The organism is Enterococcus sp. DIV1639a (assembly GCF_050530445.1).
Classification (GTDB): Bacteria; Bacillota; Bacilli; order Lactobacillales; family Enterococcaceae; genus Enterococcus_B; species Enterococcus_B hirae.
Map to the genome: position 1 here is coordinate 1,486,924 of NZ_CP172886.1, position 21,690 is coordinate 1,508,613.

The following is a 21,690-nucleotide window of genomic DNA, read 5'->3' on the forward strand; positions in this document are numbered from 1 at the left end:
ATATGGAGGAGGCGTTTTCATGAAATCGTATTCAATCCTATGGTTATTTCCTACGTTATTGGTATTTGCAGGATGTGCCGATCATTCCTCTCAATCAAATGGTACTAATACTAGCACGAATTCGATTGTTTTGGATTCTACAACTTCTGCGCCTTTACCAACTAATCCCAACCATCCATCAAAGGAGGAAACACCAATGTCAATTGCTCCAGGTCGCTTGTTACAAGCTGTTAGTGCCGAGGATTTAAATCTAGTTCAAACGTTGTTAGACCAGTCAACTGCGATGATTGATGAACAAAATGAAAAAGGAGAATCCCCATTATTGATTGCTGTCCACCATAATATGATCGATATTGCAAAAATCCTCGTTGATCACGGTGCGAACATCAACTTACAAGATCATATTCAAGATAGCCCTTACTTATATGCTGGCGCACAAGGAAAAACTGAGATTCTTGCTTATATGCTTGAAAATAGTGAACCTGATCAGTCGATCGTTAACCGTTTTGGTGGTAATGCATTGATACCAGCTGCCGAAAAAGGACATTTAGCCAACGTCAAACTTTTGCTAACCGATGGTCGTGTTGATATTGACCATCAAAATCATTATGGCTATACTGCCTTGATTGAAGCTGTGGCTTTGCGAGATGGCTCAAAGATCTACCAAGACATCGTCCGAGAATTATTGGCTCATGGTGCAAATAAAGAATTGCGTGATAATCAAGGAAAAACTGCCGAAGATTATGCCAGAGAATTAGGATATGATCAACTACTATCTCAATTAACTTGATTACAGGGTAAACAATAATTTCCAAATAAAAAAGCTGATGATCGATGTTTTATAACAAAATGACACTTTTGTTTATAGCTTAGACATTTGCTTTTTTGTTTTACTTTCACGATCGTCTCATCGTTTTCGTCTGAACCATGTTCGATTTACTTTCTGATCAGCTAAGCTTTTTGGTATGGAACGTCACATCTGCGACTTTACTCATACGCAGTTTTTCTATCACGAAACCTTCGTTAAACAAAAGATTTCACTTAAGATGAACCTGTTTCATTATGGTTACAGGTCACTCGACTGTTGGTAATACATACGTTTTTATTTCTAATACTTGAATGATCTTATCTAAATCTGCCACTTTGACTACCATGGTTTGATCAGGTCTACCAGGTGCAAATACTAATTTTTCCTGAGCGAATATTTCTTCATCAATAATGACAGGAACAGATGATTCATAACCAAATGGTGAAACAGCACCTGGCTTTTGTCCCGTTTCCGCTTCCATTTCTTCAGCCGAAACAACTGACACTCTTTTACCAATCAGTTTGCTTAATTTTTTAAAGTCGCTTCTTTTAGTCGTGAAGGTTAAAAAAATATAGCGATTGTTTTGTTTATCTTTTAAATATAAGCTCTTCGTCTCAGTACCGCTAAATCCTTGTTCCTCTTTTACAACTAACGCATCCTCATTGGTATAAATCGGACGATGGCGATAAAGTTCAAACTCAATCTGGTTTTGTGTAAATATTTCTTGCAAATCAATCAAAAAAATACCTCCTAAAAAATAGATTATTTCTTTACTTTTCTATTTTATGGGATTTTTATCGATAAAAGCAATGTTTATTTCATTACTCGTTCGGTTTATCCCTAACTGTGTTTACATAATATAAATATAGTTTGTTTAAGTCGGATTTCTTAAAAAAACAGAGTAAATTCGTTTGATATCACGAATTTACTCTGTTTTTTTCTATTGATTTAAACTGCTAAGACTATCTGCTACGATTTGTTTTGGTGTCAAATGATAACGTTCATACAATGTTTGAACAGGTACACTATCAGTAAACTCTTTTTGAGAACCAAAGTTTAGAACTTGGATTGCTGAATCTCCATAATAACGACTGATTTTTTCACCAAATCCGCCCGAAAGACTACCATCTTCTAAAGTGATAATCAATTGGTGATTTTCTTTTAATTCTTCTAAAGTTTCATGATCAAGTTCGGTGATCGTTCCAGGGTTAATCAAAGTGCCTGAAATCCCCTGATTCACAAATTCTTCTAAAGCTTGTTTACCTAATTCAAGGAAGCCACCTAGTGCTAAGATTGCAACTTTATCTCCAGCAACCAAGCGTTGGTAACTTGGAATAGCGTAGTCTTTTGCGATTGCTTCACCAGATGTCACACCATGAGCAGGGATTCTAATAGCAACCGGTGAATCGGTTTGTGATAAACTCCAATCCAACATCGAAAGTAAGTCTTCCTTCGTAGCTGGCGCTAGATATTTAATATTAGGAATACTTGAAAGATAAGGAATATCAAAAGTCCCTTGGTGGGTACGATCACTTCCTGAGATGCTTGCTCCTCCAATTAGAATGACTACTGGATTTTCGTTGATCGCTAAATCATGAGATAATTGATCATATGCTCGTTGTAAAAACACACTTGAATGGAATACCACAGGTCGAATCCCTTGAGATGCTAAAGCAGAAGCAAATGTGATCGAATGTTGTTCTGCAATCCCCACATCAAAGTAGTGTTCTGGATGTTTTTTTTGAAATTCCTTTAAGCCAAACATTCCTGGAATCGCAGCATTCACAGCCACGATAGGTGTTGCACTTGTTTTCGTTTTTTCATCAAGATAGTTCATAATTATTTGATTAAAACTTTCACTAGTAGGAGCATTTTTCGCTTCGCCTGTTTCTAAATCAAACGGTACATGCCAATGATATTTCATTTTGTTTTCGACGGCTGGCTCATAGCCATGACCTTTTTCGGTGTGAACATGTAAAACGATTGGATGGTCAATGTCTTTAATTTCTCTGAAAACCTCAATTACTGTTTCTAAATCATTACCATCCGCAATGTAGCGATAATCATACCCCATCGCTTTAAATAAATTATCATTACTTGTCCCATTGCTTTCACGAAGCTCTGCTAAATGACGATATAAACTTCCCTGATTCTCATCAATGGACATTTCATTGTCATTCACTAAAACGATCAAATTAGAATTGATTGTTCCACCATTATTCAAACCTTCAAAAGCTAAGCCTCCACTTAAGGAACCATCCCCGATAAAAGCAATGATATTTCCTTTCTCCTGTTTCAAATCACGGGCTTTTGCAAGACCGACCGCTAAACTGATCGAAGTTGAAGTATGCCCCACAGTAAAATAATCATGTTCACTTTCATGTTGATTGGAATAGCCGCTAATTTCGTGGTAGCTTCCCTCCTCAAATCCATTTTTACGACCAGTTAATAACTTATGTCCATAAGATTGATGGGAAACGTCCCAAACAATTTTATCCTTGGGCGAGTCAAACACATGGTGGAAAGCAATTGTTAATTCCACGACACCCAAATTTGGGCCGACATGTCCTCCGATCGCACTATTTTTTTGTAAAATCTTTTCTCTCATTTCTGTAGCTAATTCAGACATTTCGTCTATCGTTAGTTTTTTTACCTCTGTTGGACCATTGATTTGGTCTAAGATGTTTGTCTTTATACTCACTATTCTCTCTCCTTTTGCAATAACATGTCCGAAAAGAATAACTCATTTCGGCCTTAGTAATTGTTACCACAAAAGATATTGTACTACTTGGAGTCAACTCTAAGTCAAGAGGATTTTGAGTAAAACTTCACAATAACAATGATATTTTTATTCTAAACAGCTTACACGAATAAACTTTACTAACTAGACCGAATTTTTTTAAAGTAGATAAAAAAAGCTGAGACAATTATTGTCTCAGCTTCTGATTTTATTTATGATCGAACAAATGATCCGATCAAAATTCTTACAGTTTACGAGCAAAGAATGATACGACCAATACAAGAATGATTGCACCAATCAATGATGGAACGATTGCCATGCCCCCGATACTTGGTCCCCAAGTGCCAAGTAAAGCTTGTCCGATCGCTGATCCAACTAGACCTGCGACTACGTTAGCAATGATTCCCATTGAAGAACCTTTATTTGTAATAGCCCCTGCAATTGCTCCGATAATACCACCGACGATTAATGACCAAATAAATCCCATTTTAATTTCCTCCTAATTTCTTTTACTAACAATCAATTACTGAACACGTGGTTCAGTGTTTTCTTTCACTTTTTGTGTTCCTTTATTCATAGCTGCTTTTGCTTTATCTGTTTGTTTTGAAGCAAATTGACCAGTTGATTTAGCAGCATCTGTCACTTTGTCTTGGACAGTTTCTTGATCTTTTGCATATTCTTCTTGTGTTTTGATATCAACTACATTCACATTCACTTCGATTACATCTAAATGTGTCATATCATTCACTTCACGGCTGATCAAGTCTTTAATTTGATCATAGATATTTTCAATATCTTTTCCGTATTCTACAACTACATCTAAGTCAACAGCTACTTGTTTTTTACCAACTTCTGCATTGATTCCTGCTGTGACATTATCCGTGTTCACTAATTTTTCAGCAATGTTTGAGAAGAAACCGCCATCTAATGTTAATAAACCGTCAACATCTTTCAAAGCATAACCGATGATTTTTTGGATTACTTTATCTTCGTAAGTTAATTCTCCACGTGAAATATGGTTATTCTCAGATGTCATTGTATTTGTGTTTTTGATTTCTTTGTTTTCCATGTCCAGTTCCTCCTAAGATTTAAAAAATTGATCAAATATTTTTGTTTCTTTCAAATAAAAACCAATGCCTGCACCTATAGCAGTCATGATTAATATTAGAAGTGTTTTAAAAAATCCAACTGTTATCCATAAAACAGCTAACAGTAAGCCAAGTCCCCCGAAGATAATAGGGAGCTTGTACGCTGAAAATATCTCTTTCATGATGGGCCCCTCCTATTCTACTCGAGCGTGCTTGTGTGCATTACTGTCGTAATCTTCAAATCCACTATAAGTAACAGCTACAGCGATGTTTTGTTCAGTACCAAGTACTCGTGCCACTTGTTGTTCAATGTCACGCATCAATTCTCCTGTTTTACCAATTAAAGAGGATGTTCGTTTTAAATCCCCTTTTACATGGACATTGATTTTATTTTTTGTTGAGCGTACTCGAACTTTTGGTGAACCAACAAATTCTTCTTCATGTAATTGTGATCGCACAAGCCCTTCGATTGCTTTCTTGTCTAAAGTCAGTTTTCCATCTTTTTGTTTTAAAACAAACGTTCCTTTGGATTTTGGATAGAAAAGAACAACTAATAACAAAATAAGCACAAGTATAGCAAAAACGACAGCTGTCCAAAATAGATATTGTTGCACGTAGTAGTTCGTTATGACAAAAAATCGAAAACGTTCCAACTGTTCTGGCATCATATACGGTGCGTTGATCAACGCAATCCCTAAAAGCACCGTCAGCAAGAATAAACTTGCAAGAATACCGACGATCTTCCACCCTTTATTCATTCTCCACCTCCTACTTCTAATTGACCGTGATCACACATGTTATTTACAAGATTTTATAGAAAGCGCTACCATGCCATGCTAATACTAATAGCCTTTTTTCACTTTCTATGACAATCATTCATAAATAACGTTTCCCTCCAATAGACTGTGTTGCCTTTTTTCTATTGGGTATATTTAAAGGATAGTAGTCTACATTAAAAAATGCAAAGATAATGCTCAGTTATTATTACAAAAAACTATCAGTTGCTATGAAAATTTTCTAATATTTATCGTTTCCTACTCTCTTTCTTCTTTCTTATCTGTAAAAAACAGATAAAATTTCTTTCCAAATATCTTTTAAATGAATTATACTTAAGTAAAGATCATTTGAAGAAATGGAACGCTTTAGCCATGTTTTTGAAAAAAGGGGTGTTGTGAGATTATGGTAAAGAAAATAATTTATGCTCTAATAACTACCTTAATTTATTTAATCGTTTCTAATGCAGGGAATTTATTTTTTGGAATTTCAAAAGAATTTAGTTGGACAACGACATTATGGGAATCTTTTTTCTTTTTTATATTTGTTTTGCTCTTACAAAATTATCGAAAAAAATAAGTCTTAGGGTCAAAATAGCAACTACTATTTTTGATCCTAAGACTTATTTCGTATGATGAATTCTTTTTATTCCACTAGTATTTCGATTTACAAGTTTATTTTTCGATTTGTTTCAATGCTTCAGGTACTTTTGGTTCATAAATAATTCCTGTACACATTGTTCCTTTACCTATAGCTTCTGTAGCAACAGCAATAGCAACAGTTGCTAAAATTCGCATATATTTTAATTTTCTTGAGCTAATTTTTTTTAACATTTTCTTCATCCTTTCTTTTTTGAACAAACATTAAAAGGGTTGAGATCATCATGCCTAACAACAGTAAGGTACGAATACGGTTATTTGATTGAATCCCACCAAAAATAGTAAGGAACAAACTGACCACTATCATCTGGCTCTTTCCATTTAGCAAAGAACTTTTCGCCGGTTTTTGTGCGATCACTATCCCTTTGAACCACAAGATCAAGCAAATCATGAGACTGCAGATCACAAAGCTGGCTCTTGTGACATCTACAGCAAAAGTAGTAACTAGATATGGTAATAAGACAAAGAAAAATAGACTTAAGACCGTACATACATTACTATCTCTTGCATGAAAACTTTTTGTTGTTCTTCTCATTAGTGTAAATGCCAAATGAGTAGTCAAAACCGGCAGAATAATATGAAGACACCCAGCTAAACAGTAGATAAAAAATATCTTTGAACTAATTACCAGAAGAACAGCTAATCCATATTCCATTTTTGCCAAGTCAATTTCTGACAATTGTAATTGTCTTCCTATCCGCTTACTAATTGTTTTTGAAACTTTTTCTTCTAAAGATATAGATTCTTCCGACATTTGATCCGCTCCTTTTCATCTATATTATATTTGTTTTTTTATAAGATAGTTGGTTTTATCAAAAGTGAACGTTATTTGATCAAAAGTGCGGAATACCTGGAGATGTAATCAACAACTGGTTAATTTCTTGAACTGATTTACTACTTTTTTTAAATGACGAGTAGAAACTAAACATTTTGCTCCATTGGTCATAGTGATCACTCGTTCTTTTTTATTGATTTCTTTCACATTCATCAGATTAACTACATAAGATTGATGGCAACGACAAAATACCTCATACATACTTTCTACTTCTTTGATCTTCCCTATATACTCAATTCTGCGGTTATCTAAATAGACGATCAATTTATGGGGTGTTGGACTAGATTCAAAATAAAATATTTCATCGACATATAACTTTACATCAACTGGACCATTCTTAATCCAAATTTGGGGTCTAGTTTCCAGATTTGTATTCAAATAGCGTTCAATTGCGACGTCAATACATTCCGTCACTCTCTTTTGAAAGGTATCCATATTATCTTTAACGATGTAATCTAATGCTTCTACTTTGTATAAAAAAGTTAAATAGACTAAATCTGTATAAGTTGTCACAAAAATGATTTTTGCTGTTGGGTCGTAATCTCTGATTTTTTTTGCTAACTCGATCCCATTTAAATCCGTTTTTAGATCAATATCCAAAAAATAGATTCCTTCTGTTTTATGTTTTGAAATAAACGACAAGATCATCATTGGATCATCCGTAGCAAATTGGAATTGAACATCATAGTCTTTCATCAATAAATAATTTGTAATCATTCGAGTAAGCTTATTACGATGAGCAATTTCATCATCACAAACAAATATTTTTAACATTACTAGCCCCTCATTCCACTAATCGTTATGATTTGTATAAAGCGATTGTTTTCAATTTTTGTTTCTAAAAAAACATTCTCATTCAAATGAACAAGCTCGTCCAGATTCGTTAGTCCTAGTCCTTGATTTCCTTTTTTAGTAGTAAAATTTACTTTTTTCAATTCATGTAATTTAGGAATACTCGAACGACATTGATTCTTTAAGACAAAAAAACAATTTTTGTCTTCCTCCATAATAGTCAATTCAATTTTTCCCTTTTCTAAAAAGGCTGATTCTTCAATTGCATTATCCAGTATAATCCCTAGCATACGAACAAGTGTGACTGTTGAGATAGCGATATCCGTAATGGGTGTTGGAATCATTACGTTTACTTCGACACCCTTTTGGCTAGCCACGTATAATTTACTCAAAATAATGCTTTTTATCTCTCTAATTTTAAGATTTGAAATCGAAGCAATTGGGAGATTGTTTTCTTCAAAAATCGTTTCTGTTGCTTTGATACTTTGATAAAAATACTTTTGCAGCCCTTCAATATCCTTTGTTTGAATATAATCCTCTATTGAAAACAAAATATTCTTATAATCGTGTTTAAATTTTCGTAATGCAAGATAATTATTTTCGATCTGTTCGCTGTATTCAATCAGGTGACGCATTTCTTTTTGCTGTTCTCGTGTTTCGAATTCTTTTTTCTTGATAAAAAGTAGTACACAATAAATTATGGTAGACATTACACCATAAAGAACCGTAAATAATTCATTACTGATAACTAGGAATCTTGCTAAAACAGAAAAACGATCACTACAAATGTTAATAAAATAAACAATAATCGTAAAAAAAACAACGATGGCCGCTATTTTTAGAGTCGTTTTATCCCTAATAATCTTTGGTATGACCATTTTTTTTAGAAAAACAGTAACGATCCACAAACAACCTGTTCCTAAAACAGCTGTAAAAAAATCGCTGATATCCCAACCTAAAATTTTATATAGATATTTGGCTGTTCCATCAATGAATATGTAGAAAAATAAAATAATCGAAGGATAAAATATCGCTATATCAATGTTTCGATCAATGATATAGATACTTAGACATAACCCAGCCCATAAGATAACTGTCGCTATGATATTGATCCATTGATATAAAGCAATATAAGCGATTACACTAACAAACGAAAACAACTGAAACTTTTTATTTGATAAAAGATTCCTTAGATAACCAAGAGCCATAAAAACAGTGTAAAGCTGACCAATCAAAATTAGGATAAATAAACTTTCTTCATTTAATTTCATTTAAACTTCCCCTAACAACTTAATAATTTTATCTGAAATTTTTATCCATACTTATATAACAATTTATACTAGCGTATTTTGTTTCTCCACTCCCCACAACCAAACAAAATAAAACAATTAGTTATTTGTACACCTAATTTTAATAACGAAAAATAGAAATAAATTTTCCCAACCAATCATGATCTTCGTTGTTATTTGTGATTTTAGCATATTTACTTTAGATTTGGGAGGGTATAAACATGATAATGATACGTTTTTCTACTTAAAAGTTCTGTTATTTAAAACTATCGCAAATGTAATCTAAATTAAATATCTTTTTTGCAAAAGATATGTTATAATTAATCTATTGCGATAAATATTTTATGCGAGATTTTGATTTGTTTTGATGAAATTTAATCCCACTGGCGTAACTTCAGGGTTACAAGGATGTATTAGTGGTTAGGGAATACATTGTTTAAATGAGAAATAGTCCATTTTTAGTAATAGTTTTACAGCTTTAAAATATAATATGATTCGTTAGAACGCCTTTTCTTTATTGAAAAAGGCGTTTGTCCATCCTTCTATTTATCGTTTATCGATAAATAATTATTGATAATGAACAAAACTCATGCTATACTAATAAAAATTTAGGAGGCATTTTATGAAATCCAAACTGTTCTTTATCCAATTAATCGTTTCTGTTTTTTGTTTTGTTCCCCTTCTCTTGGGAACGCTATTAACTATTCAATTGAGTACAAATCCTACAAATCCATTTAGCAACTGGCAAACTACACTATTTATTCTAGTTCTTTACCTGATCCTTCTAGTGACTTTGTTGCTCAATTTCTTCCTGCTCCGCTTAGTCAAAACCTTCCCTTCAAAGGAAACTTTTACTAAAAAGAGTCTCAAACTTAGCAGTAAAATCCGATCTTGCCTTTTATGTATCACGATCCTTGCATTTGGTATTTTGCCAAAATTTTACCAAATAGCTGATATGAGCGATAGTCCAGGAATCCTACTCATCGCTTTCGTCTTACTCTTTATCCCTTTTTTTATCTACATCCTTTCAAGCATTTTGATTGATTTACTCAAACAAGCCATTTATTTAAAAAATGACTATGATTTAACAGTGTGAGGTGTCGAATGTCTATTATTATCAATTTAGATGTCATGTTAGCCAAGCGAAAAATGAGCGTGACCGAACTGAGTGAAAAAGTAGGTCTTACGATGGCTAATATCTCTATTTTAAAAAATGGTAAAGCAAAAGCGATTCGGTTTTCTACGCTCGATAAGATTTGCGAAGTTTTAAACTGCCAACCAGGTGATATCCTCGAATATCAAGATACAAGCCAAATGAGAGAGTAGCTCATTTCTTTAGTTGAGTGACACCAATGAAAGCTAACTACTTTCTAATCAATCTGAAGACCGACAAAAAAGTCCACGTCAGCTGTAGTCTAGCTAACGTGGGCTTTTTAATAACTGATTATCTTATTTTTTAGAATTTTTATTTGCTTTTCTTTTTCTCCAAAACAGGATGATTCCCGCTAAACTAACAATCAAGACACCTGATACAGTAAAAACCGTATTTTTTGTTTCATTGGTTTTTGGTAAATTACCATTTTTTGCGCCACTTGTATTGTCTCCATTTGAGTTCTTTTTTTCTGAATCTGTTCCTGTGATCTCTTTATCTTCAGTCATGCTATCTTCTGTACCATCTTCTAAAGCACCATCCGTCCCTTTTTCCACCACTTCATAAGCCGCTTCAGTTTCAGTAGAAAAACCACCATAGGAACGGTCAGCTTTCACGACTAGTTTAGCAACACGATACCCCAAAGAGGAAGTATCGATTTCTGTTTCAGGATCTAATGCAACCGTATAAGCAGTTTTCGGCAGCTCTTTGCCATTGACTTTAACTTCTTTCAAAAGATTTTTAAGGTCCACACGTTTCGTATCGATAACTATTTGCGCTTCTGCTGGTGTCACGGTAAAATCTCCTGTTGGTTCAAACCCATATTCAGTCACATTGTAATACGCATAATTGGAACCATAAGTGTAATTTCGCTCTTCTTCTTCTGCCATCAAGACATTCCCACTTGGATCGGCATGATACACTTTAATTTGATCTCCCACCGAAACTTTTAATGGTTCCCCACTATTGAATCGATTAATCGATTGTTCAATTGTTTGCGTACCGCGAACTTCGTATTTATATTTACTGCTGTTATTTGTAAAAACTTCAATCCCATAGTAAATTTCCATGTCATCATATTCTGTGATACGGTTCGATAAGTCACTTCCGTCTTCTCCCTGTAATGATTGGATTTTGATTTGTTTGTTTTCTTTTATCAAACTGTAGGCACCTACAGTATCGCCATCTTGATTTTTTAATTGGATCGTACTTCCCCACTTCACTTCGTAAGGCACTTCCACTTCTGTAGAAGTCACCTCATCTGCGGTAGACAATTTCACTTTTAACATTTTCTGTCCAGCGGTATTTGTATCAAAGTCAGAAACTTGTTCGACATCATATAATGTCGTCTCTAATTTTTGACCATTGAAAGTGACATTTTTAATCAAATCCATTCCATCAATGTCACTGGTATCTTCGCCCAAGGTAAATTCATGCGAAACTGTTTCAGCCTCCATCTCAGTAATGGGAACAAATTCTTGACTGGCCACTTGATAATAGGCGTAGTTGGAACCCGCTGTATAATTTTTCGACAAGTCATCTCGCATCAATAAATTATTCTTCGCCTCTGCATGATAAACTTTAACGATGTCCCCTTCCTCAATCGATAATGGTTGGCCATTATTAAACCCATTGATCGCCTGCCACACTGTCATATTGCCCGTCACATCATACTGGTATTTTATTTGTTCCGATAATCGAGTAGTCAGATCTAAGCCCATAATATTTTCGACAGTGACACCTGTTTTTTCTTCGGGCTGATTTTCTGGATTTCCTACTATTTCGATTCGATAGTAAGTATCGCGACCAAAGGCACTATTCACATGATCCGATAAAACGGTGGAATCATCCCCTTTGCCAGCTTGTATCGTCCACTCTCCGCCTTGTTCCACAATACTATAAGCGCCCACATTCTGGTCATCTAACCCTTTAAGTAAGAAAGTACTTCCCCAAGCCACTTCATAAGGAACATCCAGTTCGATATCTGCTGAGCCATCTTCTGGCTTAAGATTTAATTTGACTTCTCTTTTACCAACAGTAGAGGTGTCCATTTTAGAAAGTTGCGTAATCTTATAATTTTTGCTTTCCACACGTTCACCATTGATTGTTATATTCGCTAATAGCTGACTCAAGTCTATATTTTGAGTGTTTTCCATTAAAGAAAAAACTTTATTTGGTCCTACAGTTTCAATTACCGGCATGGGCTCAAAACCATAAGAAGTTATGCGGTAATTAGCATATGGAGAACCATAGGTATAGTCCTTTTCTGTTTCATTTACCAGTAAGACAGAACTACCGTCTGAACGTTGGGGATGATATAGTTTTATGATATCACCTGCTTGGACATTCAATTTTTGTTTCGAGCCAAAATTAGCCATTACCTCTTCTAAAGTCGCATAACCCGGTATCTCTTGCGAGTAAACAGATCGCCCTTCACGCACTATTTCAATGGAATAGTAAAGTGAAGAATCGGTACTAATTGGTGCATTAAGATCGGTTTTTAGTCCTTGGTTAAAGACTAATACCCGATTCGTACTGGAAGTTCCCGCATATAATGAAAAGGCCCCGGCTGATTGTCCATTCTGAGCTTTTATCAAAATAGTTTTCCCCCATTTCACTTCATAGGGAACGTCAAGCTCTTTTGACACCAGCCCATCTTTCGTATCAATACGTACCTTGATCGTTTGTGAACCAGCTACCGAAGTATCGAAATCACTCATTTGTTTGACTGTATATAGATTACTAGCCACTATCGTTCCATTGACCGTAATACTATTGATTAACTTCGATCCATCAACGTTACTGCTGTCTTCACCCAAGGTAAATTCTTGAGGCATCGAATCAGCCGCTACCGCTAAAATTGGTTCCAAGCCATATTCAGTGACTTCATAATACGCATAATCGGAACCTATCGTGTAATCCTTGACTAATTCGTCTTTCATTAATAGATTTTTCCCAACAGAATCGGCATGGTACACTTTGATCACGTCACCTTCATTGACATCCAGCGGTTTTCCCTCGTTGAAACCGTAGATGGATTCACGAATCGACTGATTGCCTATCACTTCATAACGGAACTTGTTAGTTGTCCCCTGTAAAATTTCAATGGAGTAAAAGGTATCTCTACCAAAGTAGTTATTGACTGGCTCGTCTAATTCTGTACCTTCTACGCCCTGGCTAGCTTTAATCTGCCATTGATCATTACTTTTTAGTAAACTGAATGCACCAACAGTCGATTCTTTCAACCCCTTTAGAACGAAAGTATCACCCCATTTCACTTGATAAGTGACTTCAACTTCTTCAGAGACTAAACCATCTTTTGTGGTAATATTGACTCTCATCGTTTGCTTACCAACTGTTCGAGTATCCCCCCCATCGATAAGGTTGATTTTATACTGTTCATTCGAAGTTAATTGATCATTAAGACGTATATTTTTGATGAACTCTTGTGGATTCAATTGGTTGATATCTTCGCCTAAAAAAAATACTCTTGCGCTTTCAGCTGTTATTACGGGTGCTGGGTCTAAACCATACGCTGTTACACGATAACGAGCATTCTCTGTTCCGTATGTAAAATCTTTTTCTTCTTCATCAATCATCACGACCGAGCTATTAGCTGTTTTCCCTGGGTGTGTGATTTGGATGATATCATCTATTTTAACGTCTATTTTATTCTCTTTATCTCCGAAAGCATTCATAATTTCTTGTAAAGTTGCCCGATTTGTTACTTCTTGCGTATAGATCGTTCTCTCATTACGTAAAATATCCAACCGATAATACAGTTTAAATGGATCTTGTAATTTTCCTACCGCCACGTTTAACGGTGATTCTAATCCTTGGCGAATCGAAAGAGCAGCGGAGTCATTATTTGAGTTACTGACATCAAGAGTGAAAGCACCTGCAGAATGGCCATCAATTGAACGCATTAAGATGGTATTGCCCCATAATACGTTGACTGTAGTGGTTCCTGTTCCTTTAATCCAGACACTCGCCTCAGAAGTTTTTTTCTTAACTGTAATGTTTACTTCTTTTTGACCAATAGTCTGAAAATTTGTATCGGTTGTTTCGTCCACGACCAATTCTAACTCATTAACGTCTACTTTCTCACCTAACAGTGTCACTTCTTCTATATAATTTTTAAAATTTGAACTTAAAGAAGGGTAGGATACTCCTAATATTCGTTCTTCTAATGGTTTTAATTTAACTTCTAAACCTGGATTGGAGATAACTTCAATTTGTACTGCACTATCTGCAGTACGCCCATCTGAGGAGGTCGCTTTCGCCAGACAAGTTTGAATACCCTCTTGATTCATATCAGGGGCTTTGACCCATTCAACTTTGTATGTAGACTCTTCATAATGATTCACCACATTAAAATAATCGGCTGCTTTTGGAACAGCACCATATTGTATGACTTTATGTTCTCCTGCTTTTGGTAACATCTCTAGTGGCAAAGGCATAATCGTAATCGGCACAGTGACTTCAAGCGTTCGTCCAGAGTCATCACTGACTACTATTCTCGCTTCTTGCACTCCTGGCTGACTCGTATCAGGAGATGTTTTCCATTCATATTTTACATTTCCTCGAGTATTCTCTACTGACTCAATATATTCTACAGCTTTAGGTACCTCATCACCTTGTTTAAGCGTATGTACGCCATCTTTTATTGAAGCTTTCAATTTCCCAATACTTGATTCTGCATCAGGAAAATCTACTGAAAAATCAATTGCATCATATTCTTTAACTATCCCATAAAAGTAAGTAGGGTAATAAAAGATTTCCATAGGGAAAATCTCGGGTTGGTTTGGCGCAATTTTCAGACGAGTGAATGTAACATGATAACCCCAATCATCTGCTTTAACCAATTTCATTCGCCAATTTCCGCTTTTTGAATCTACACTAAAATGTTTACCTTCTGAAACAGTTCCATTATGTGGTGCCCCTTGAGGTAATAAATATATTGTGTCCCTCTTTATCAGAACGCCATCACGAGGGAGATCAGGGTCATAAGCTGGTTCTGTAAGACCTATCTGTTTGCTATAATCAAAGTCTGGAACAAGTTTATATTTTAAAATTACTTGTTCATCTACTTTATAATTTAAGTTTCTCTCGTTTATTGCATCTCTTATTATACTATTCAAATATCCCCCTACATACGCAGAAGCTGTCTTCCTAAGTTCTCCACGTTGATAACTGGTTAGCACAGAGTCTCTAGAAGAAATTGTTGTATTTTTTTGATCATCTTCTGGATCTACTAGGTTATTATTATCTGCTTTTTCACTTGTTTTTTTTTCTTTTCCCTGATTTGTTTTTTCAGTTCTTTTTGATTTTTGACTTATAGCTCTGCTTTCATTTGTAGGCAACATCGAACCTGCTCCCACGATAGTCCCACTATTCGTTTGACCGAGTATCAATGCAAAAATCAACGCACTTTTCAATAATCGTTTTTTATCTTTCAACATAATCCTCCCTTGATTACTCTATTAAGAAAAAAATTTTTCTTTCATCAAGAAGCATATAAGGAATTATTTTATCGTACAATGTCATATTTTACCAACAAACCAGGAAAAATAGACTTACTTCAAATCGTTATTTTTTAAATTGTACTATAAATGTAAAAGGAAATGAAAAAAACTGATATTTATGGGATTGATGAATCATCATTGATTTTTCCGTTTCATTTCAGATAGTAAAAATGCTGAGAAAAACTGATATTACAATAAAATTCACTTTAGATAGAATTCACCCTCCCTCTAGATGTGGTTAATGAATAAATTTCAACAGGATGATTATCGTAGTAACTTGAAACCGATATGTACGTTTAGTTAAGCAGATATCATTTTTAATTTTGTTATAATAACAATAATTTTAGTTATACATATAATAAAATAGTTGAAAAGCTATTTTCCAAAGCTTACTAAAGAATTCTATTCGGATATTGATAGACGATAGCTGTTACCCTCAGACTTGTATAGAGCTTTATTTGTGCAAATGGTAAGCCCAGTGCCAAAAAAGCACTCATCAGAAGTTTTACGACAACTAATGAGTGCTTTATTTATTTCAATGGGATTATACTACTTTTTTGGTTCTTCTTTTGTTTTTTTCTTTTTCCAAAGCAGAAACATTCCTACCAAACTAATTAGCGCGGTACCTAAAAGTGGGAACATTGCATTTTTGGTTTCATTGGTTTTTGGTAAATTACCACCATTTGCTTCTTCTGTTCCTTCACCTTCCCCGTTGGTTTCTGCTTCTGTATTTCCTTCGCCTGAACTTTCTCCTAACGCTCCTGGTGTTCCTTCTTTCACCACCTCATAAGTCGCTTCAGTTTCAGTAGAAAATCCACCGTAAGAGCGGTCAACTTTGACCACTAATTTAGCGACACGATTTCCTAAACTTGAAGTATCGATTTCGGTTTCAGGATCTAATTTCACTGTATAGGCGTTTTTCGGTACTTCTTTCCCGTTGACTTTCACTTCTTTCAAGAGATCTTTAAGATCCACTTGTTTGGTATTGATGATTATTTTTGCTTCTGCCGGTGTCACGGTAAAGTCCCCAGTCGGTTCAAAGCCGTATTCGGTCACATTATAATACGCATAATTGGAACCATAGGTATAATTTTGCTCCGTTTCTTCTGCCATCAAGACATTCCCGCTTGGATCCGTATGATACACTTTGATTTGATCCCCTGCAGAAACTTTTAATGGCTCCCCACTATTGAATCGTTCGATTGCTTGGGCAATCGTTTGTGTGCCTCGCACTTCGTATTTATATTTACTAGTGTTATTTGTAAAGACTTCGATCCCATAATACACATCTGCATCGTTGACTTCAGTGACTCGACTAGCTAAGTTCGTTCCTTCTTTTCCTTGTAACGCCTGGAGTTTCAATTGTTTTTTGTCTTTTGTTAAGCCGAAAGTACCAACGGTTTCACCTTTTTTATTTTTGAGCTGGATCGTACTTCCCCATTTGACTTCGTAAGGTACTTCCACATCCGTAGAAGTGACACCATCTGAGGTAGACAATTTCACTGTTAACATCTTCGCTCCAGCGGTATTCGTATCAAAGTCAGAAACTTGTTCGACATCATATAATGTCGTATCTAATTTTTGACCATTAAAAGTGACATTTTTGATCAAATCCATTCCATCAATATCACTGGCATCTTCGCCTAATGTCAATTCTTGCGAAACTGTTTCAGCTTTCATCTCAGTGATCGGTTCAAATTCTTGATTGGCTACTTGATAATAGGCATAATTTGAACCCGCTGTATAATTTTTCGTCAAGTCATCTCGCATCAATAAATTATTCTTCGCCTCTGCATGATAAACTTTTACGATGTCCCCTTCTTCAATTGACAACGGCTGTCCATTATTAAACCCGTTAATGGCCTGACCCACAGTCATGTTTCCAGTCACATCATACTGGTATTTTATTTGTTCCGATAATCGAGTCGTCGGATCTAAGCCCATAATATTTTCAACGGTTACACCAGATCCTTCCTTCGGTTGATTTTCTGAACTTGCTACTACTTCGATCCGATAGTAAGTATCGCGACCAAAAACGTTATTCACGTGATTGGTTAAGACGGTGGAATCCTCTCCTTTGCCAGCTTGGATCGTCCACTCTCCATCTTGTTCCACAATACTATAAGCGCCCACATTCTGGTCATCTAATCCTTTAAGCAAGAAGGTACTTCCCCAAACCACTTCGTAAGGAACATCCAGTTCGATATCTGCGGTCTCATCGGCTGTCGTCAGTTTTAATCTGACCTCCTTTTTGCCCACAGTTGCGGTATCTAATTCAGAAAGTTTCTCCACTGTATAGTCTTCATTCGTAACGATTTCGCCATTGATCGATACTTGTGCTAACAATTGACTCAAGTCCGTCGTTTTCGTATTCTCCTTTAATGAGAATGCTTTGTTGGAGCCAACAGCTTCAATCACTGACATCGGCTCAAAACCATAGGATGTTACTCGATAGTAGGCATATTGCGACCCGTAGGTATAATCTTCTTCCATTTCATCTACCATTAACACCGAACTACCTTCTGAACGTTGTGGATGATATATTTTAACGACATCACCAGCTTGGACATTTAACGTTTGTTTCGTCCCAAAATTGTCCATTACCTGTTGGAGAGAAGCACGTCCAGGTACCTCTTGTAGATAAACAGAACGACCATCTCGCAATACTTCAATGGAATAATAAAGTGAAGAATCGGCACTAATGGGTGCATTGAGATCGGTTTTTAATCCTTGGTTAAAGACTAATACACGATTCGTACTGGAAGTCCCAGAATGTAATGAAAAGGCTCCGGCTGATTGACCATTTTGAGCTTTCATCAAAATCGTATCGTTCCATTTAACTTCATAAGGAACCTCGATTTCTTTTGAAACGAGTCCATCTTTCGTATCGATACGCACGTTGATCGTTTGTGATCCTGCCACCGAAGTATCGAAATCACTCATTTGTTTGACTGTATATTGATTACTTCCCACTGCCGTTCCATTAATCGTAATGCTATTGATCAACTTCGCACCATCAACGTTACTACTATCTTCACCTAAGATAAATTCTTGAGCCATCGAATCAGCCGCAACCGCTAAAATTGGTTCCAAGCCATGGTCAGTGACTTCATAATAGGCATAATTGGAACCAATCGTATAGTCCTTGACTAATTCATCTTTCATTAAAAGATTTTTCCCAAGAGGATCGGCATGATACACTTTGATCACGTCGCCATTACTGACCGTCAACGGTTGCCCATTATTGAATCCCTGGATGGATTCACGAATCGACTGATTACCTGCCACTTCATAACGGAACTTGCTTGTAGCTCCTTGTAAAACTTCGATAGAATAATACGTATCACGCCCAAAATAATTATCCACCGGATCATTTAAGTTTGTGCCGTCCATTCCTTGAGAAGCTTGGATTTGCCATTGATTTTGATTCTTCAATAAACTAAACGCACCAACTGTCGCCTCTTTCAATCCTTTAATAACAAAAGTGTCTCCCCACTTCACTTGGTAAGAAATCTCAATGATTTCAGAAGCCAGTTTATCTTTTGTTGTGACTTTGACCCGCATATTTCGTTTACCGATCGTGCTGGTATCAAACTCATCAAGAGGTTCTACTGTATAAAATTCATTGTCCGCTACCCCACCGTTGATCCGCACATTTTTTACTAGTTCATTCAAATTCGTTTGCTTCACGTCTTCGCCTAAAACGAACGCTTTTTCCGCACTTTCTGCCGTCATGACAGGTGCTGGATCAAACCCATAAGGAGTCACGCGGTAACGGGCGATCTCCGTACCATACGTAAAATCATTTTCTTTTTCCTTAATCATCACAACCGAAGCATTAGGTGTCTTGCTTGGATATGTGATTTGGATAATATCATTCATTTGTACCGTAGTGTTGTTATTAGCATCACCATAATCATTCATAATTTCTTGTAACGTGGCACGTTTCGGCACCTCTTGTTTGTAAATTTCATTGCCATTACGCAAGATTTCCAAACGATAATAAAGACCAAATGGATCGGTCATATCGCCAACTCCTTCATTTAAAGGAGACGCAATGCCCTGACGAATCGATAGCGTAGCTGGGGCATTATTAGAATTACTACCATCTAACGCAAAAGCTCCGGCGGAATAGCCATCAACCGAACGTATTAAGATGGTATTACCCCATAGTACGTTCACGGTAGTAGTTCCAGATCCTTTGATCATAACATTAGAATTAGGATGCTTCGCTTGCACAGTGATGCGTACTTCATGGGTACCAACCGATTGAAATTCAGTCTTGGACGATTCGTTCGCAACAAACTCAAGATCATCAATCGCTACAGGTTCCCCTAACAGTGCTGCCTCTTCAATATAGTTTTTAAACGTATTGGCTAACGTATCAGACGACTCCACCAAGGTTACGGTACGATCCTCAATCGGTTTTAATTTTAGTTGTAACTCAGGATGTGGCAGCACTCTCATGGTTATTGATTTCGTTATTTCTCGGTTATCAGAGGTTCTTACTGTAGCTTCCCACTTATGTATTCCTGCTGTCATTGTGTTTGGGTTATTAGACCATTGAAGCGTATAGGATCCTTCCGTGGTTACCTCAAAATAATCATTGACATCTGGCAAAAGAGAATATTGATAGATTTCACCTGCTTCCTTTTTTACTGTGAGCAGAGATTTAACTGTCATCGTAAATGTTAGTTCTTTTGACCGACCTGTTTCATCTTCCACTAATACCTTAACGTTTTGATTTCCTAGTTTATTTGTATCTGGTTTTGTTATCCATGTATAAGTCACTTTTCCAAGGCTATCTTTCACCTCTACATAATCTTCTGGTTTAGGAGAGCTCTTTTCTTCGACCACATGAGGACCATCTTTTACCTCTGCCTTAAGCGTTCCTTTACTTTTAGGAAAATCAACGTTAAACGTCATCGGAACATAACGAGTAGTATAAGCTACCCCATAATCATGATTGATATTACTATAAGGGAACTTACTTACTTTGAATACTTCTTTTTGAGGAATAGCTACTTTTAGTCGCGTAAAGGTAACATATAAATTATTATCTGAAGGTGCTACATAATAAAGTCCATTAGCTTGATCAGACGTTGTAATTTTCATTTGCCAATTTCCACTTTCTGATTCACTAGTAACATAAAACAAGGCATATGTACCTCTTAAAATATTTAGAAGAGTGACTCTATAATTACTAGAGTTTTCCCAGTTCTCCCAGAAATCACTGAACTCACTAGAAATGATTTCAGCTCCATTCGTATTCCCACCTAGAAAGACGCCAGGAATTTTATAAGTAATTGTATCGCCTACTTTAAAATCATCTGTCGAATTATCTATCATAAGATTCAACTTTTTAGAAAGAAATTCATTTACAGCTTTTCCAATTTCTTTTTCTGAGTCAGTAGATGCCGCTATAATGTCAGCTCCAACAGGTATTGGTAATTCAAATGTCGGATTAGCAAAACTTTCAATTGAACTTTTTATTTTATTACTTTCTGTTGAATCAGCAACTTTTTTGTCTTTCTCGGTGTTTTTTTCCTTCGTGCGTTTCTCGTCTTTTTTTACTTCTTTCTTGGTCGTAGTTTTCTTTTCATTCATTTTTGAAATTTTCTTGACACCAATACTTTCAACTGAGCTTAACATCGAAACAGCTTCAACAACTGTCCCGCTGGTTTGTCCAAGCGCTAGCGCTAATATTAATGTACTATGTAATAACTTTTTTCTGGTTTTCAATGTACTCCTCCTTTTAAGGCTATATCTTTAAATGGCAATAGAAAAGTAATGTCTGTTTTCTCATAAGAAAGACTCCTTTTTATGCCATACTTATGTTTGATTTCTTCCTTTGTTTCTGCCAATGTAGTAAAGTTAAAACGTTATGTTTCTTAAGTTTTTTTCTTTTCTCCCAATTCGCCCCTTTTACGTTTATTTTTATGGAAAAACTTCAATAAAACCCTACTTCTTAAGTTTAATGTGAATCACAAGAATATGTAATGTCACTTTTTCACAATGGACAAACACTAA

General features: G+C 35.7%; 15 protein-coding genes. 3 read left to right on the plus strand and 12 right to left on the minus strand.

Annotated features, from left to right (window positions below):
- The first annotated feature begins 19 nt into the window (after nt 1–19).
- A complete protein-coding gene (locus IGJ32_RS06740; protein WP_081127553.1) occupies nt 20–790 on the plus strand; it encodes an ankyrin repeat domain-containing protein in 771 nt (256 codons plus the stop codon).
- A gap of 283 nt (nt 791–1,073) precedes the next feature.
- Here IGJ32_RS06740 and IGJ32_RS06745 read toward each other — a convergent pair whose 3' ends face one another.
- From IGJ32_RS06745 to IGJ32_RS06790, 10 genes are all read right to left on the minus strand, one after another.
- Entirely contained in the window at nt 1,074–1,547 is a 474-nt protein-coding gene (locus tag IGJ32_RS06745; RefSeq protein ID WP_088745327.1) for a YbaK/EbsC family protein, read from the minus strand.
- A gap of 201 nt (nt 1,548–1,748) precedes the next feature.
- Nucleotides 1,749–3,509 (minus strand): 1-deoxy-D-xylulose-5-phosphate synthase, encoded by a 1,761-nt coding sequence (locus IGJ32_RS06750; protein ID WP_342081743.1) that lies wholly within the window; start codon nt 3,507–3,509, stop codon nt 1,749–1,751.
- A 283-nt stretch (nt 3,510–3,792) separates the two neighbouring features.
- Nucleotides 3,793–4,035, minus strand: coding sequence for a GlsB/YeaQ/YmgE family stress response membrane protein (locus IGJ32_RS06755; RefSeq protein ID WP_010719097.1), 243 nt, complete (start codon nt 4,033–4,035; stop codon nt 3,793–3,795).
- A gap of 36 nt (nt 4,036–4,071) precedes the next feature.
- On the minus strand, nt 4,072–4,617 hold the full coding sequence (locus tag IGJ32_RS06760; RefSeq protein ID WP_010719096.1) for an Asp23/Gls24 family envelope stress response protein: 546 nt from the start codon (nt 4,615–4,617) through the stop codon (nt 4,072–4,074).
- Between the two features lie 12 nt (nt 4,618–4,629).
- Nucleotides 4,630–4,818 carry a DUF2273 domain-containing protein gene (locus tag IGJ32_RS06765; RefSeq protein ID WP_010719095.1) on the minus strand — a complete coding sequence of 63 codons (189 nt, stop codon included), beginning with the start codon at nt 4,816–4,818 and terminating at the stop codon, nt 4,630–4,632.
- A 12-nt stretch (nt 4,819–4,830) separates the two neighbouring features.
- Nucleotides 4,831–5,394, minus strand: coding sequence for an alkaline shock response membrane anchor protein AmaP (gene amaP, locus IGJ32_RS06770; RefSeq protein ID WP_010737641.1), 564 nt, complete (start codon nt 5,392–5,394; stop codon nt 4,831–4,833).
- Between the two features lie 690 nt (nt 5,395–6,084).
- The gene (locus IGJ32_RS06775; RefSeq protein WP_081127549.1) at nt 6,085–6,243 is read right to left on the minus strand and encodes a cyclic lactone autoinducer peptide; all 159 of its coding nucleotides are present in this window, start codon (nt 6,241–6,243) and stop codon (nt 6,085–6,087) included.
- Complete coding sequence (locus IGJ32_RS06780) at nt 6,227–6,823, minus strand: accessory gene regulator B family protein (RefSeq protein WP_053766837.1); 597 nt, start codon at nt 6,821–6,823, stop codon at nt 6,227–6,229. The genes IGJ32_RS06775 and IGJ32_RS06780 overlap by 17 nt, the downstream gene beginning before the upstream one ends.
- 108 nt (nt 6,824–6,931) lie before the next feature.
- Nucleotides 6,932–7,678 (minus strand): LytR/AlgR family response regulator transcription factor, encoded by a 747-nt coding sequence (locus IGJ32_RS06785; protein ID WP_342081744.1) that lies wholly within the window; start codon nt 7,676–7,678, stop codon nt 6,932–6,934.
- Nucleotides 7,679–7,680: 2 nt separating this feature from the next.
- The gene (locus IGJ32_RS06790) at nt 7,681–8,967 is read right to left on the minus strand and encodes a sensor histidine kinase (RefSeq protein WP_342081745.1); all 1,287 of its coding nucleotides are present in this window, start codon (nt 8,965–8,967) and stop codon (nt 7,681–7,683) included.
- A gap of 640 nt (nt 8,968–9,607) precedes the next feature.
- Between IGJ32_RS06790 and IGJ32_RS06795 the strand changes: the two genes are divergently transcribed.
- Together IGJ32_RS06795 and IGJ32_RS06800 are read left to right on the plus strand one after the other, a co-directional pair.
- Nucleotides 9,608–10,081, plus strand: a complete 474-nt coding sequence (locus tag IGJ32_RS06795; RefSeq protein ID WP_010719090.1) for a DUF2975 domain-containing protein — start codon at nt 9,608–9,610, stop codon at nt 10,079–10,081.
- Between the two features lie 8 nt (nt 10,082–10,089).
- The gene (locus IGJ32_RS06800; protein WP_010719089.1) at nt 10,090–10,311 is read left to right on the plus strand and encodes a helix-turn-helix domain-containing protein; all 222 of its coding nucleotides are present in this window, start codon (nt 10,090–10,092) and stop codon (nt 10,309–10,311) included.
- Between the two features lie 123 nt (nt 10,312–10,434).
- On the opposite strand, the gene IGJ32_RS06805 is transcribed toward IGJ32_RS06800, so the two are convergent.
- Nucleotides 10,435–15,594 (minus strand): LPXTG cell wall anchor domain-containing protein, encoded by a 5,160-nt coding sequence (locus tag IGJ32_RS06805; RefSeq protein ID WP_373168872.1) that lies wholly within the window; start codon nt 15,592–15,594, stop codon nt 10,435–10,437.
- Nucleotides 15,595–16,209: 615 nt separating this feature from the next.
- Nucleotides 16,210–21,402 carry an LPXTG cell wall anchor domain-containing protein gene (locus IGJ32_RS06810; RefSeq protein ID WP_342081747.1) on the minus strand — a complete coding sequence of 1,731 codons (5,193 nt, stop codon included), beginning with the start codon at nt 21,400–21,402 and terminating at the stop codon, nt 16,210–16,212.
- Between the last annotated feature and the right edge of the window lie 288 nt (nt 21,403–21,690).

Excerpts from the sequence above, each read along its gene's own strand:
- IGJ32_RS06800 (WP_010719089.1), top strand. The coding sequence starts at position 10,090 with ATGTCTATTATTATCAATTTAGATGTCATGTTAGCCAAGCGAAAAATG.
- IGJ32_RS06760 (WP_010719096.1), bottom strand. The coding sequence starts at position 4,617 with ATGGAAAACAAAGAAATCAAAAACACAAATACAATGACATCTGAGAAT.
- amaP (WP_010737641.1), bottom strand. The coding sequence starts at position 5,394 with ATGAATAAAGGGTGGAAGATCGTCGGTATTCTTGCAAGTTTATTCTTG.
- IGJ32_RS06765 (WP_010719095.1), bottom strand. The coding sequence starts at position 4,818 with ATGAAAGAGATATTTTCAGCGTACAAGCTCCCTATTATCTTCGGGGGA.
- IGJ32_RS06780 (WP_053766837.1), bottom strand. The coding sequence starts at position 6,823 with ATGTCGGAAGAATCTATATCTTTAGAAGAAAAAGTTTCAAAAACAATT.
- IGJ32_RS06740 (WP_081127553.1), top strand. The coding sequence starts at position 20 with ATGAAATCGTATTCAATCCTATGGTTATTTCCTACGTTATTGGTATTT.
- IGJ32_RS06775 (WP_081127549.1), bottom strand. The coding sequence starts at position 6,243 with ATGTTAAAAAAAATTAGCTCAAGAAAATTAAAATATATGCGAATTTTA.
- IGJ32_RS06755 (WP_010719097.1), bottom strand. The coding sequence starts at position 4,035 with ATGGGATTTATTTGGTCATTAATCGTCGGTGGTATTATCGGAGCAATT.
- IGJ32_RS06795 (WP_010719090.1), top strand. The coding sequence starts at position 9,608 with ATGAAATCCAAACTGTTCTTTATCCAATTAATCGTTTCTGTTTTTTGT.
- IGJ32_RS06785 (WP_342081744.1), bottom strand. The coding sequence starts at position 7,678 with ATGTTAAAAATATTTGTTTGTGATGATGAAATTGCTCATCGTAATAAG.
- IGJ32_RS06790 (WP_342081745.1), bottom strand. The coding sequence starts at position 8,967 with ATGAAATTAAATGAAGAAAGTTTATTTATCCTAATTTTGATTGGTCAG.